Annotated in this window: 12 protein-coding genes and 1 tRNA gene; 1 reads left to right on the top strand and 12 read right to left on the bottom strand. The window is 50.4% G+C overall.

The window, feature by feature from the left end; all coding sequences use genetic code 11:
* Window positions 1-14: 14 nt before the first annotated feature.
* The 9 genes from AAA857_RS01555 to AAA857_RS01595 form a co-directional block, all read right to left on the bottom strand.
* Window positions 15-578 (bottom strand): V-type ATP synthase subunit E family protein, encoded by a 564-nt coding sequence (locus tag AAA857_RS01555; RefSeq protein WP_338172374.1) that lies wholly within the window; start codon window positions 576-578, stop codon window positions 15-17.
* A 52-nt stretch (window positions 579-630) separates the two neighbouring features.
* Window positions 631-954 carry a hypothetical protein gene (locus AAA857_RS01560; protein ID WP_338172376.1) on the bottom strand — a complete coding sequence of 108 codons (324 nt, stop codon included), beginning with the start codon at window positions 952-954 and terminating at the stop codon, window positions 631-633.
* 30 nt (window positions 955-984) lie between these two features.
* Window positions 985-3,006 (bottom strand): V-type ATP synthase subunit I, encoded by a 2,022-nt coding sequence (locus AAA857_RS01565; protein WP_338172378.1) that lies wholly within the window; start codon window positions 3,004-3,006, stop codon window positions 985-987.
* Between the two features lie 9 nt (window positions 3,007-3,015).
* On the bottom strand, window positions 3,016-3,333 hold the full coding sequence (gene ahaH / locus AAA857_RS01570) for an ATP synthase archaeal subunit H (RefSeq protein ID WP_338172380.1): 318 nt from the start codon (window positions 3,331-3,333) through the stop codon (window positions 3,016-3,018).
* 40 nt (window positions 3,334-3,373) lie between these two features.
* A complete protein-coding gene (locus AAA857_RS01575) occupies window positions 3,374-4,147 on the bottom strand; it encodes a class I SAM-dependent methyltransferase (RefSeq protein WP_338172382.1) in 774 nt (257 codons plus the stop codon).
* 61 nt (window positions 4,148-4,208) lie between these two features.
* A complete protein-coding gene (locus AAA857_RS01580; RefSeq protein ID WP_338172385.1) occupies window positions 4,209-5,012 on the bottom strand; it encodes an RAD55 family ATPase in 804 nt (267 codons plus the stop codon).
* A gap of 10 nt (window positions 5,013-5,022) precedes the next feature.
* On the bottom strand, window positions 5,023-5,622 hold the full coding sequence (locus AAA857_RS01585; protein WP_338172387.1) for a hypothetical protein: 600 nt from the start codon (window positions 5,620-5,622) through the stop codon (window positions 5,023-5,025).
* Window positions 5,610-6,392: an ATPase domain-containing protein gene (locus tag AAA857_RS01590; RefSeq protein ID WP_338172389.1), complete on the bottom strand. Its 783-nt coding sequence runs from the start codon at window positions 6,390-6,392 to the stop codon at window positions 5,610-5,612. Before AAA857_RS01590 ends, AAA857_RS01585 begins: the two co-directional genes overlap by 13 nt.
* An 82-nt stretch (window positions 6,393-6,474) precedes the next feature.
* Window positions 6,475-7,554, bottom strand: coding sequence for a hypothetical protein (locus AAA857_RS01595; protein ID WP_338172391.1), 1,080 nt, complete (start codon window positions 7,552-7,554; stop codon window positions 6,475-6,477).
* 170 nt (window positions 7,555-7,724) lie between these two features.
* On the opposite strand from AAA857_RS01595, the gene AAA857_RS01600 reads away from it, so the two are divergent.
* Window positions 7,725-10,682: a hypothetical protein gene (locus tag AAA857_RS01600; protein ID WP_338172393.1), complete on the top strand. Its 2,958-nt coding sequence runs from the start codon at window positions 7,725-7,727 to the stop codon at window positions 10,680-10,682.
* Window positions 10,683-10,696: 14 nt separating this feature from the next.
* On the opposite strand, the gene AAA857_RS01605 is transcribed toward AAA857_RS01600, so the two are convergent.
* The 3 genes from AAA857_RS01605 to AAA857_RS01615 form a co-directional block, all read right to left on the bottom strand.
* Window positions 10,697-10,783: transfer RNA gene (locus AAA857_RS01605), tRNA-Ser, on the bottom strand.
* 77 nt (window positions 10,784-10,860) lie between these two features.
* Window positions 10,861-11,880, bottom strand: a complete 1,020-nt coding sequence (locus AAA857_RS01610; protein ID WP_338172395.1) for a heme o synthase — start codon at window positions 11,878-11,880, stop codon at window positions 10,861-10,863.
* Complete coding sequence (locus tag AAA857_RS01615; RefSeq protein WP_338172397.1) at window positions 11,877-12,953, bottom strand: COX15/CtaA family protein; 1,077 nt, start codon at window positions 12,951-12,953, stop codon at window positions 11,877-11,879. Before AAA857_RS01615 ends, AAA857_RS01610 begins: the two co-directional genes overlap by 4 nt.
* Window positions 12,954-12,998: the final 45 nt, after the last annotated feature.

The raw sequence follows: 12,998 nt of genomic DNA on the forward strand, positions 1-12,998 counted from the left end.
ATGTTCACCTTCATTCAATTGAAAAGAGTCTTGTTCACTGCAGAGAGTTGGTCCGACCAAGCATTGTGGAGCAGTACGTCAAAGCGCATGTCAAACGATACAGAACCATCCTCAGCCTCGAGGATAAATCCGCCGAGGCCGTCCACGCTTTCGCCAACCTTTCGGTCGCCGGCTGCTTTGGTGATGGCGGCACGGTCAAGTTCAACGGGGCGAATGACGAATTTGCCTTTCGCGAGTTTCTTTGAATTGGCCAACAACGACTTCAATACTGCATCTCGGCCCTTCATCCCAGCATTTGAGATGTGGTCTCGGGCGGCGTCAAGCGTCGTGTCAAGGGCTTTTCGTCGTGCGATCAGAATGTCCTTCTGGTTCGATTGACGTGCGCTTGCAACCAATTCGCTTGCGATCTGGCCTGCTTCTTTTTCGGCACGCTGCTTGGCTTGTTCGCGGATTTCATTTGACCGGGTTTCTGCCTCGGCCAAAATGGCCTTGGCTTCAGATTTGGCTTCCTTAATCAGCGCTTTAGCTTCGCTATCTGCAGATGCAGCGATGTCTTTTGCTAGTGTATCTAATGTCATTGTATCATCTCTGTGTGAGTGTTCCAGTTGGGTCAAGCCCAATGGAACCGCTTCAGTTTCCGCCAAGGAACAATGGAAGAGCTCCAAGAATCACGATGGATTCTGGAAGAGCGGTAAAGATCAGTGCAACACCGAACTTGCTTCCGTCTTCTGCAAGCATACCGACAGCAGCGCTACCGATAGCGGCTTGGGAAAATCCAGCACCAATGGCTGCAAGGCCAAGGGCTAGACCAACACCGACGTCGCCGGTCATTCCATCAGTTGCACCCGAATCTTCTGTAACAGGGTCTTCTGCTGCAACACCTTGGGCGACCAAGGCGAGGGTTAGCAGGACAATCAGTGTGCGTAGGCTCGTTTTTAGGGTATTCTTGTTCATTTTTCTACCTCCTATTTTATGTCCAGGGGACTATGATTGCCCCTCCGTATGGAGGGCGCGGCCACCAAGCGGGGTAAATACCCGGCCCGAGCCATCGTAAAATTTGCCCATCCACTCTACAAAGTGTAGGCGGGCAGCGTGAATACTGGGTGAAAGAAGGCCAAGGGCGAGAGCAAAGGCCTGGATGAAAAGGAAGAGAATTGCGCCTAGGAAGATTTCCACCACTCCGGCGCCGGATGCCGTCATCATTTCCCAACCCATGGTGATGGAAACTTCTGCGATTTTAACTCCTGCAACACCGACGCCCATTACACGAAGGTAGGAGAGGGTGTTGGCAAGTAGGCCAAAGGTTTCGATTGGGCCCATGATGAGTCCGCCGGCCCAACCAAACTTCTCGAAGATTGCAAGGCCGATGATGAGGCATACGACGCCAACAAGTACTGCGAATCCTGGGGTGGTTGCAGCGAAGACTTCGTGTTCGCCAGTAAGGAATCCGTAGATGTGGAAGAATCCGCCGGTGAGGATGATCATCCAGCTGCCCTTTTCAAAGAAGGCTGGTACGATTCCGTGTGCTCGGGCCACGTTCACAAATCCGATGATGAAGCCAAGCATAATGTGGACAACGCCGAGGTATACAGAGAGCAGAACATAATCTTGAAGGGCGCCGGTTGCACGATGGAATGGAATGTGCGTATTTGCCATGTTAAGCGTCTCAGCAACAAAGGCGGGGAAGTGAATGTTGTCGTACGTCCAAACGTAAAGACCGTCCAATGGCGACCAAGCCTCATCCCATACGAATCCGAATCCTTCGGCAAAGAGAAGCCCCCAGATAATACACCAGACCCCCATCCACTTCAGAATGGTAATGCCGTTCTTAGCGACCGGGTCGGCTGCAAAGGGCTTGGTTCCAAGCCACATTCCCAGCAAGAGAATGATGAGTCCGTATCCGAAGTCTCCAAGGATAAGCCCGTAAATCATGGGGAAGGTGATCATCATCAACATTGTTGGGTCAAAAGTACCGTAGGTGGGGCGGCCAACAAGGTCAACCATCAATTCAAACGGCTTGGACACCGCTCCGTTTTCGAGTGCAACTGGTGGCGTAGGCTCGTGGTGGCCGTCATCGTGACCGTGATGGTCATCGACAAAGGCTTCGACTTCCACGTGTGATGCAATGCCTTTGAGTGCATCTTTGATTTGACTCTCTTTGTCCGTAGGAACCCACGCATCAAGCGCAAACGCTTGGTTCGTAACTGCGATTTGAGTTGGTGCGGTGAAAATCTCATCTTCTCGAGCAAGGTGTTCGTGGACGGCCAGAAGGTTTCGCCCATTCACATCAACCCACTTCTTTGCATCTGCTTCTGCAGTTTGTAGGGTATTCTCTGCTTTCTTGAGCCGGGCCCTAAGACTTGCAATAGCCTCACCAGGAGAGCCTTCAATCGTAGGTATTTGTACTGCTTTACCACCAAGTTCTCCGAGGGCCATTTGTACCTCAGCAGAATCGCTGGGAAGGCATGCAACGGCAACAATTCGCGCTGCGGACATCAGTTCAACCTTCTGAAGAAGGTCCCCGAACACTGAACGGGCTTTTGACGCCCTGGGTGTTTCGGACACGTAGACTTCAACATGGCCGGAGCCTTTGAGCAAATCAAGTTCCATGCCCAATGGCAGGAGGCGTCCAAGCAAGTGCAACTGCTCTTCGATGTGATCGATTTCAGCCTCGGTATCTCGTTGCACATCCAGGGTGTCAAGGCCCTTTTGGAGTGTCTCTGGGAACGCTCCATTGAGCAATTCTTCAACTCGCTTGGTGTTGAGTGGCCCTTCTCCATTGACTGGATTGAATGCAGAAACGGCCGCACGGACTTTGGAGAGCATAGCACTCACTTCATTGGCGGCGTCGGTTGAGATTGCGGAACCGACATTGATTCCATCCTCAAAATTTGAGTATGTTTCGACGTGAACGCAGCCTGCTATCATGCAACTGCGGAGAACTTCTTCCATACGATCAACAGGAGCAGCCACGGCAAGGCGAGACATAGCAACTGTGTCGAACATGGAATCACCTCATTCAGACATTAATGCATCGACGACCATCTGGACGGCTTCGTCCTGGTTTTTTGCGGAGTTGGTATCGATGGCGGCGATATCTTTGCTACCATCGGATTTGACCGAATCGGCCTCGCCTTGACCCTTTGAGCGGGCTGCATCGAGGATCGTTTGAGTCATGGCCACAGATTCCTCGGCTGCGCTTTGAATCATCTCAGAGGATTTCTTCCTCGCGTCAGAGAGGACCTTGGACGCCTCGTCTTGTGCTTCAAGCAAACGCTTTTCGGCACCTTGTTCGGCTTTTTTGATGCTGCGTAAGACTTCACCCATACTCATACCAAGCACCTATTGAATCCGCTCAACGAAAGGGGGTTTATCAGTCTAACGGGGCGGGTTCCACGCCTCCAGTTTGAGGCTTGCGGCCCTTGAACCGACTTGACATGCCAAACGGATAGAGCAGCCGTCCCTTGACTTCTTCAAAACCTACTGAACGCATCATGTTCCTGTAGTAGCCGTTCGTGCCGTAGTGAGTGTAGCTTTTCGCAAGCCCTTTCCAAGGATGATTTTTTTCTTTGGTGATGATTCGGGCCATGATTTGGACCACCGAATTCATCCAGAGCACACCGAAGAACCCATGCAGCTTGTTTGCTTTCCCAGCATCACAAATCACCAATTGGCCGCCTGGCTTCAAGACCCGATAAATTTCAGAAAGCCCTTTCGCTTTATCTCTAAAATCTCGGAATGAAAACAAACAGAAGACCATGTCGTAGGTATTGTCGGGGAGTGGGATCTCTTCGGCGATGGCTTCTACATACACGGCCGGCTCCTCGCCTCGCTCCTTTCGAGCGCCGTCAACTCGCCTTTTAGCTGTGGCAAGCATTTCCGGAGAGGGGTCGAGACAGGTCACATCCAATCCCACCAAATCTTCAGCAAATGAGCCAGGCCCGCACCCGACTTCCAAGACTTTCATCCCTGGTGAGGCGTGGTTGCGGACGTTTCTTCGCCAGCGTTTATCCTGGCCAAAGGTCATCCACTTGTTGACCCGATCGTAATTAGGAATCGTCGCTTCAAGTTGTCCTTCAAGCGTTTCCCACGCCTCCGCATCAATGCCGGAGGGGTCAAATCCGCCCGTTGCTGCACGCTTGCCCATGGTGTTGCCGGGCCCCCGACTGTTTTGGACATGTCGTTTCGCCCAGGCCCCCAATGCACCCTCAAGCGATACGCTCGACGGTCTCTGGAGTGATTCCTTCTTCGGGAGTCACACGGAACACCAAAATCTTGAGATTTTCAGGGGCGTTTCGGAATTTAGAAACGATCATTGAGTTTTCAAAATCAGTACCAATCGTTCGTACCTTGAACGATAGAACCATGTCTGCGATCGAGGACAATTCTTGTTTAATTGTAGGATCCAAACCATCGGTGGATACCGAAATCAAGAGCAGTCCACGAACCAGTTGCGCATGTGCTTGAAGCATACGGACCATGGATAAAACACGAGCTGGGTCGTCACGTTGTAAGAAGAAATCCAAGTTATCCACAACGGCTCTGAAATATGGACCAAGGCCCATGATTTCATTCGTCACCTCAGTCAAATAGTCCTGATTGTTATCTTCTACGAATCGGGTTTGGGCCAGACGTTGGATATCATCCAACTGAAATCCCTCGAGGCGATACCTGCTGGCCAATAGTTCGCGCTCCAGGACATTAGCATTGTATTCCTCGCCAATGGTACGCACATTGATGTCCAACGGCCAACCGTATTTCTTGAAAATACGAACAATTTCTTGTTGCCCTTCGTCGGTAGCAACATACAGCGTATTGTCGGGTTCTTCAGCAGGCGAAGTGAATTGTTTTGCAAACAACTCGCTTCCAGAACCGGTCTCGGTGAACGCAATCATTGTGAAACCACGAGGTACGCCACCACGCATTTCGTTGTCGAATTTAGGAACGCCAAACGAGCCCACGGTGCTAAAAAACTCTTCATCTTCTGAGTCGAATGTCATCTTTTTTGCCATGATTCACACCTCAAAGGATAACGACCTGCCCTCGGTCAACGACATCTGTACAGTACGTGTCTAAATTAGACAAGACGAGCGGAGGGGTTTGGTCGGGGACATTGAGGATGACGGTAAGCACCTCACGTTGACGGAAGGTGTTGATGAAGGTGTGCAGGTACTCTGCAAGCATACGGTCATCGTTGTAAATCGCTAGTGCATTAACGCTGTCAAGGAAAACGAAATTACGCTGAGATTCCATGGTGCGCAACACATAGAGCGTGCGAAGTAGAATACTCTCAAGCATGATTGGGCTGTCCACGAAGTGCACATTGGGGTACTTGACATCGGTCCCTCCGAGAATACCGGACGACACCAAATCGATGAATTGAATGTGTGAAACATCAACGCCTATCGCCTCAAACGCTTGGATGATTTCAACGGCTCCACGACTCGCCGAGATGTAAACTCCACCCATCTCAAACATTTGCATGAGCGGAATCATTGTACTCGCTGTGACCATAAATGAGTTTGCAGTTCCTACGCGTACTTGGACGGCGCTGTTAAGCGCTACTTGTGTCAACTGCTCAGAAATCCTTTGGTCCAATTCAAACATATTTATTGCCCCCATCTGCTGGTTTTATCGGCCGAAGCGCCCCATTTGAGCATTGGCGTTAGCATGACTCCAAGCGGTGTTAGTTCAATGGCATGTTTGGCACGACTGTGGGAAGTACCTCGCATCTTTACAACTTGCAGGAACCTCAAAAGATGACCCATCCGTTCGGAGTCCCCCATCACAATGATTCCATCCGCTATCGCTTCTTCAACACCAAAGGAAGACCAGTGGGCGTTTTCAGTGGCGGAGGTGATCTCAGAGATGAGAATGGTGGTGCATCCCAAAGTCGCCAGTTTCTTTCCAAGCGTGAACAAGAAATCGCGGATGAGTTGTTCGGATTTGATCTTGTAACACAGCGTGGTGACCGAGTCGATGACAAGGCGAGTCACACCGATGGTGTTGACGATGTCTACAATTGCTTTAATCAAAGCATGTACGTCATCAAGTTCGAACGAGGCTTTGTCAAGACCGAGCCAGGAATACAATACGTCCATGTCGAATACGTTGATGAGCCCCGAATCGACCATGTTCATGTCAAAAAATGCATACTGGCGAATGTTTTCCAGAAGTTTTACAGAAGGTTCGGTTGCAGTAAAGTGAGCACACGCCTCACCTGCGAGAGCACCACGAACAAGGAACTCCATGCCGAGCGTCGTTTTTCCAGAACCGCATGTTCCAGCAGCAAGAACTGTGGAGCCGTAGGGAATGCCTCCACGAAGAATCTCATCCAATCCGTGGATACCGGTTACGCACCGGTCTCGGGTGTAAACGGTTGTAGGTTGCATGGGAACGAACCGTTGGTGCAGACGGTGGTTGATGAAGTGTGCGCAATAATGCACCCAAAACGGCGCCTCATTCGTGAAAGTATCAGCCTTCACCAGGCGTGGGAGTTTCAGCAATACTCCAGGCACTCGAAGCGGTCATGCTGGTGCCATCCCACTGAAGCGATTGGCCTGTGACGAGGAAGAGACCCGTATCACCGCCCCATTCAACTCGGGCAATCTCCACGGCCCTTGTTTCGTCGAGTTGCGTGTAACGCAGCGACAGAATACCTCGGCCATCGGCAAGGCCGTCAACCTGCCCAACCCCCAAAAAGGCGTATTGGCCCAAATCAATAACTTGTGAAGCGTTACCCGCAGATTGACTGGCGGGGTCACCTGTAAAGAGAGCCAGGGATTTCCCAGAAAGGACTCCTGACTGAATGAGAAGGTTTGTTGATGAGGAGCCTGATGTGTGATTCAGTGACCAACCTCGAAGACCAATTGCAAAATCATTTGGATTGGAAACTTCAATCCACTCCGGGCCGTTTGAGGACGGGCGTGCTACGACCTCATTGAGGTGCAAAGGATTGTTTTTTCTGCCCCCGTCGTGAACTTCAAGTACGATTTGAATCAGTTCCCCATCTTGTTGAAAACTACGGTAGGCTGTTGATGAAGAGGAGGCAGTTCCTCGTTCAGTCCCTCCGCTAAAGAGATACGAGTCCTGTCGGGTTTCATTTTGGCTTTCAGTGACCTTAATTGAAAGGAAGAGGCTCATTTCATCGCCCAATCCAATGCCTGCAGCCATGCCGTCTTCTGTGATTTCATGAAGTGCAAGTATTTTGGCGGCGTCCAAGCGATGATTGGTAAGCAATCCGGGTTGGACGCGCCCCTGATAGAGGGTTGAAGCGTCTTGCAAATGCCAGTCCGAAGTCGAATTTGCATAATCGAGGCCGCCATCGCCTCCTGGAACAAACCAACCTTCACCGGAGGTAAGGCGGTCAAGGCCCATCGCTGCAGCCCTGTCAAGACGGTCGGTTGCTGGGTCGTTTGAACCCATTTGGAGTTGGGCTAGGGAAAGAAAGGCCGTGAGGATCATCAGGAAAAGCGTGAAGGCTGATAGAAATTCAATCACGGCAGTAAGGCCACGTTCGTCTCGAACGAGGTTTGCCTCACCTGCCTGTCGCATGAGAGATGGCTCGGAGGGCGCAATTCATGAGGTTGCCGCATTTAGAATGCAGTTGAGGATTTAATTCGCAAGCCTCGGACCAAGCCGAACAACCCAAAGCAGGCAAAAGATGCATGATTTTGTTAGAATGAAGCGATGAGTCTTTGAAGCCCCACTGCGAGGAACATACGATGACAGAGCGTAAGCAATGTGCGAGACCTAACTCAAAAGCAGGCCTAGGCCTTGTTTTTCTGCTCCTCTTCTCTACGCTCGGCACGTTGGCCGTCGCCCCTTCCGCGTCAGCCAACAGCAGCCAATCACTCGGCATTGCCAGTGCCAGTCAGCCCGATGAAACAAAATGGTATTCATCGTTTGGAAACATAGAATTTACGGTTGAGATTTACAATTATGCAGGTGCTCCTGCAGGACTCAATCGCGGCATGGCGTGGTATGTATGCGAGGGCGACGTCACCTCATCGGCGTGCAAATCCAACTATGAAGAAAAGGGAATCATCAACATTGGAAACATCAATCCATCCACTAGCAACAATTTCACATCGCTTGAACAATGGACACCTGGTCAAAATTCCGAGGGCGTTTTTACCGTTTTATTTGCCTTTGACATCCCGGATTCCAACCCGTCCGACGACGAACTCCGCTATCTCATCAACGTGACCGCTTATTATTCAGACGTGATCATCAACGAGGCCCACAACCCGCTTGAAAATGTAGACGGCCTCGCCGTATACCAAGGCCATGAAGTGATCAACACCGACACAGACTACATCCTCAATTCTCGTGGCCAAGCAACGATATGTGGCGGATGCAACCTTGATGCAACATTCGGCTGGCAGTTGTGGTCAATCGACGATACAATTCTGCTCAAAGAGGCCTACCAAAATGTCACCGACCTACCTGCGTGGGGTGGATTCACCTCGTTCAATAAGAATCTGCCCGCAATGAGTTATTCACAAGAAGGGGAATTCATACTCAAGTGGGGGGTCTTCGAAAGCGTAGGCACACCCTATGCCGACATGAACACGCACGACAATGTCGCTCAGATGACATTGATCGTTGACGACAGCATCGACCTTCAAGTGAGCGACCTTTACCCCAGTCATGACAATCAAGGCACATCGTTTTACTACGGCATTGACCGAGTTCATTCGGTCATTAGCAATCAAGGCAACATGTCCGTCTATAACGTCACTGCCGAATTTGAAGTCTACAGCCCTCAATTCGACTTGGAAGTGGAACTGGATTGTGAAATTGAGGAACTGTTGCCGGGCGAATCCACTACATGTATGTTCAACATGACTACAACAGGACCGAACAGATTGCTGCGTGTTCGACTTCCTAACATCTTCCAGAATGGAGAGGATGTACGCACCTCCGACAATGTCCTCACCGTCACAACAAACGTTGAATCGGGTAAAATCAACCCTAACATTCAACAAAACATCCAGAACGGTATCTATCGGACCTCCGACACCATTGAACTGGTTGCAAGGTTCAGTGAAATCGCATCCCAACCTCTCAATTTCACCTGGAGGCAAGGCTTCTATGTATGGGGGCAGGGCCAGGTATTGAATAAAACAGGAGCAGATTTTGGCCTTGGGCACCACAACATTTCGCTTGAGGCTCGAGACCCCTTCGGGAACATTGAGTACAACTACATTGAATTCGACGTACTCAATGCAATCAGCATCGAGGCAGAGCCTTACTTCAGAGGGGAGGCCGTTACTGAAACTGCTGCCTATGCGAATCATGAAATCGCACTCCCTTACTTAGGAACGAACTACGCCATCGGCGGAGGTAAATCACCACTTATGCTCGTTGGAGTAGAGATCTTGGCCAATGATGAAGAAAGCGAACCGGGATTGCGTGGAATTGAACTTTCCATGAACCTCACTGAACTTCTCCCCGAAAGCGTTGACCTCTCAACGGTTGACCTCAGAATTCTGCCAACAATGGACTCAAGTCAGTGGAATTACATCGAAGTACCAAACCTTTACGAAATCGATGATGATTACAACGTCGACATTGAATTAACCGCAAGCGGGGCCATCCTCCTGATCGGAATCCTGCCCTCCACAAATGCTAGCGTAGAAGAACTCAACTGGACGCCGTTAGAAGCTGGAAAGATTCAACTCGACTGGATTCCGGCCGGAGACATATCCAACCCATATGTTGGAGGGTGGAACATTTACAAATTCCAAGGCATCCAAGGATCTGTCTACTTCCCCGAACCAAATAATGGCGTGAACGACGGCTTGTGGGAAGAATTAACGCTCGACTCATTTGCTGTTGGACTTTCCATTGAAGCAACGCAATGGGTGGACCCTGAGCCCCTTGAAACTGGTATTTGCGCCTCATACGCCGTTATACCTGTTGACCGTGAAGGCAACCCGAATTACCAGATGGTCAACGTTACCCGCGTGAATGGAGAGGCAGGGCTTCTTTGTGGTGACGCCATCCCACCCACTACCTCCGTCATACAGTTTGACCATTCATGGTCATTCACAAACGATACCGATTGTTTCGACCGGAGATCAGACTGGTCGATTTGTTATGTAGTCAACCTCACATGGACTTGGCCCGACCATGAAGCCCAGGGCGACTTAAACTGGAACCTTTACCGCATTGAAAGTCAACCGTCGAATGTGAATCTCAAGTACATCTACCCCATTGCTGCTAGCCTCACAGGGGTCCCTGGCGAACAAGGCACCTTCAACCAAAGCGGCATTGAGATTGATGGCATCAGAGCCTACCGAACATACTACTACATCCTGGCCCCAGTGGATTATGTCGGTAACGAGCAACAAATCGCCTCATACCCCTCGCCCAACATCGAGCGAGTAAACATCGACGATGATTGGTGGTCGTACAATCAACACCTCATCCCAGAACCCGAACCCGAACCCGAGCCCCCACTCGGAATCCCCTGGCTAAAAACGTTCAACGAATACATGCTGGAAGAAGAATTCCAATACGCTGGAGGCGCGCTGTTGGGCGTCCTGCTTCTGAATTTCATCCTCTTGCCCGTGATCATCAAAAAGCGAAAGCGACTCAAGCGTATCGTAGATGCCCGGAAGCGAAACAGCAATTCCAAGCGTTATGAAGATGAATTCGATGAATTCTTCGAATGATGTACATCATTGAATGGCGCGGCAGGGGAGATTCGAACTCCCGAGGTGAGACACCACTGGATTAGCAATCCAGCGCAATGGCCAGGCTATGCGACTGCCGCTCGCTGTCCCTGCGACCTGCGGTTCTCACATGAACATGACGGTTGAGGCGACTCCCCGATAACAGGGCTATGTTTTGTCACAAAGGCCCCAGGAAACCCAACCACGAAGGCGGAATGAGACAAATCAAGACCAAACTGAGGAACATCCAGCCCAGATAAAACAAGCTGCGGAAGAAGGATTTTGCAGCTTTGGGCATTCGTCCGTTTTCATCAAAGGGTTCAGCAGGGTCGATGTCCCAGACCGACTTCCCATACCACAAGGTAAGGCCTACAGAGACAAATGCCCACAAGAGAGGCAGACCCGATTCCGGCCAGAACAGTGGCACCGCCCCTAAAGCCAACAGCAAAAAGCAGTATATTTTTGATTGGAGAAGGGTATGTTCTGCCCCTTTAACTTCGTTCAACATCGGAATGTTGACCTTTCCATATTCACCTGAGCGATACAAAGCCAGAGCCCAAAAATGAGGTGGTGTCCACAGGAAGATAAGGAAAAACAGCATCCATGGAATGGGCGAACCCAAATCGAAAGGATTGAGGCTGGAGATGGAGTCTCCCGCTGCGGCTGCCCAGCCAATGAGTGGAGGTGTTGCACCTGCGATCCCTCCAATGACGATGTTTTGTGGTGTTCTTCGCTTAAGCCAAATGGAGTAAATGAAAACATAAAACAAGACGGAGAAAAACGACCAAAACGCAGCTTTCCAACTCAGGATGAAGAAGATACTTGAGCCGAGTATTGCAATGGAGGTTCCAAAAATGAGAGCAAAACGTGGCGTCGTATGCCCTTGAGGAATCGGGCGGTTTTGAGTTCGCCGCATGTGCGGGTCAATGTCCGCATCGTACCACATGTTAATCGAATTTGAACCGCCTGCTGACAACGTCCCTCCAACGACAGTGACAATGCAAGCGATGATCGTATCTGCCCACGTTCGTTCTGACAAGATCAAATCATAGCGAGCAAGAGCGTCATGGACCAATATTGCGCAAATTGCAGTGACCTGCAAGAGCACAATCACTCGGAGTTTCATGAGTTGTATCATGACCTTGAGCATGCCAGGATGAGGGGTGGGTTCTCGTCCGACTTCTTCCTCGCCCGTCATTCCTGTTCAACTCCAATTTCATGGTCATGAACCGTTGAATGTGCGAAGCGGAATGCAAATACGGCCAACATGGCGGAGAGGAAGGCGGCAACTCCGACCACCAGGTGCAGCAACGAGAGCCATTCAGGAAAGTCACCAATTTTGGCGAAAACGATGTAAGAACCACCGACCATGACATTCAGCATCCATATGCCGGCAGTGATTTCTCCAAACCGAGTTAGATCATTGGCTCCAGCGAGTCCCTGGCCCGAAACACGGAGATTTGAAACGCCCAAAATGAGAATCAAACCAACAACAACGGCTCCTGTGCGGTGAATCATTTGGATGAAGATGCCGGGTTCATTCAGTGAGGGAAGGAATGAGCCTTGGCATTTCGGCCATCCGTTAGGTAAACCAACCGAGCAACTTTGATTGTAGTTTCCTCCCGCAGAAGAAGAAACCCAGGCGCCGAGTACAAGAAGAACACCCACTGCTCCCGCCATTGTACTCATTCGTTTGAAGTGCTTCTCCGTATATGTTTTTGGTGATTTCAAGAAGTTCCAAGATGCACCTTCAGTGATTTTCATCGACATGAACTGCCAGAGCAATCCAGCGGCAAAGATGCTTGCAAGCGAAAGATGCAGGGCAACGGTCCAATCTGCATTATCAAACCGAACGGTAACATAACCCGCAGTAGCCTGTACTGCTAACAATACCAGCGAAAACCAAGAGACTTTGTGAACCGATTCACCGTACTCTGCGACTCGCTTTTTTGCAAGGAATGCATTGAGTATGATTGGGATTGCAATGATTCCAACCAGCAAACGATGGAACCATTCCACAAAGATTTGGAAGGTCGTATAACGATGGTCTTCTCCACGGGAATCAATTTGATCTGGATTCGCATCCCAATAGGCCGATTGCTCTGCTTCAGAAATATCAAAATGCCATGAGCCAAAGCACGTTGGCCATTCTGGACAGGATTCGCCAGCATCATTGATGCGTATGCTTCCCCCTACCACAATAATGAGGAGCGCCATGATGAACAACATCAACGGCAGGGTGGACGGGCGACGCCACCAAGGCAGTTCCATGGTTGGGTGTGGTAGCAGACCCCTTTTGAACAAATGCCTCCACCC

Source organism: Candidatus Poseidonia alphae (assembly GCF_943787815.1).
GTDB lineage: Archaea > Thermoplasmatota > Poseidoniia > Poseidoniales > Poseidoniaceae > Poseidonia > Poseidonia alphae.

Coding starts and splice junctions, on each gene's coding strand:
- AAA857_RS01555 (WP_338172374.1), bottom strand. CDS start 578: ATGACATTAGATACACTAGCAAAAGACATCGCTGCATCTGCAGATAGC.
- AAA857_RS01560 (WP_338172376.1), bottom strand. CDS start 954: ATGAACAAGAATACCCTAAAAACGAGCCTACGCACACTGATTGTCCTG.
- AAA857_RS01565 (WP_338172378.1), bottom strand. CDS start 3,006: ATGTTCGACACAGTTGCTATGTCTCGCCTTGCCGTGGCTGCTCCTGTT.
- ahaH (WP_338172380.1), bottom strand. CDS start 3,333: ATGAGTATGGGTGAAGTCTTACGCAGCATCAAAAAAGCCGAACAAGGT.
- AAA857_RS01575 (WP_338172382.1), bottom strand. CDS start 4,147: ATGGGCAAGCGTGCAGCAACGGGCGGATTTGACCCCTCCGGCATTGAT.
- AAA857_RS01580 (WP_338172385.1), bottom strand. CDS start 5,012: ATGGCAAAAAAGATGACATTCGACTCAGAAGATGAAGAGTTTTTTAGC.
- AAA857_RS01585 (WP_338172387.1), bottom strand. CDS start 5,622: ATGGGGGCAATAAATATGTTTGAATTGGACCAAAGGATTTCTGAGCAG.
- AAA857_RS01590 (WP_338172389.1), bottom strand. CDS start 6,392: ATGCAACCTACAACCGTTTACACCCGAGACCGGTGCGTAACCGGTATC.
- AAA857_RS01595 (WP_338172391.1), bottom strand. CDS start 7,554: ATGCGACAGGCAGGTGAGGCAAACCTCGTTCGAGACGAACGTGGCCTT.
- AAA857_RS01600 (WP_338172393.1), top strand. CDS start 7,725: ATGACAGAGCGTAAGCAATGTGCGAGACCTAACTCAAAAGCAGGCCTA.
- AAA857_RS01610 (WP_338172395.1), bottom strand. CDS start 11,880: ATGACGGGCGAGGAAGAAGTCGGACGAGAACCCACCCCTCATCCTGGC.
- AAA857_RS01615 (WP_338172397.1), bottom strand. CDS start 12,953: ATGGAACTGCCTTGGTGGCGTCGCCCGTCCACCCTGCCGTTGATGTTG.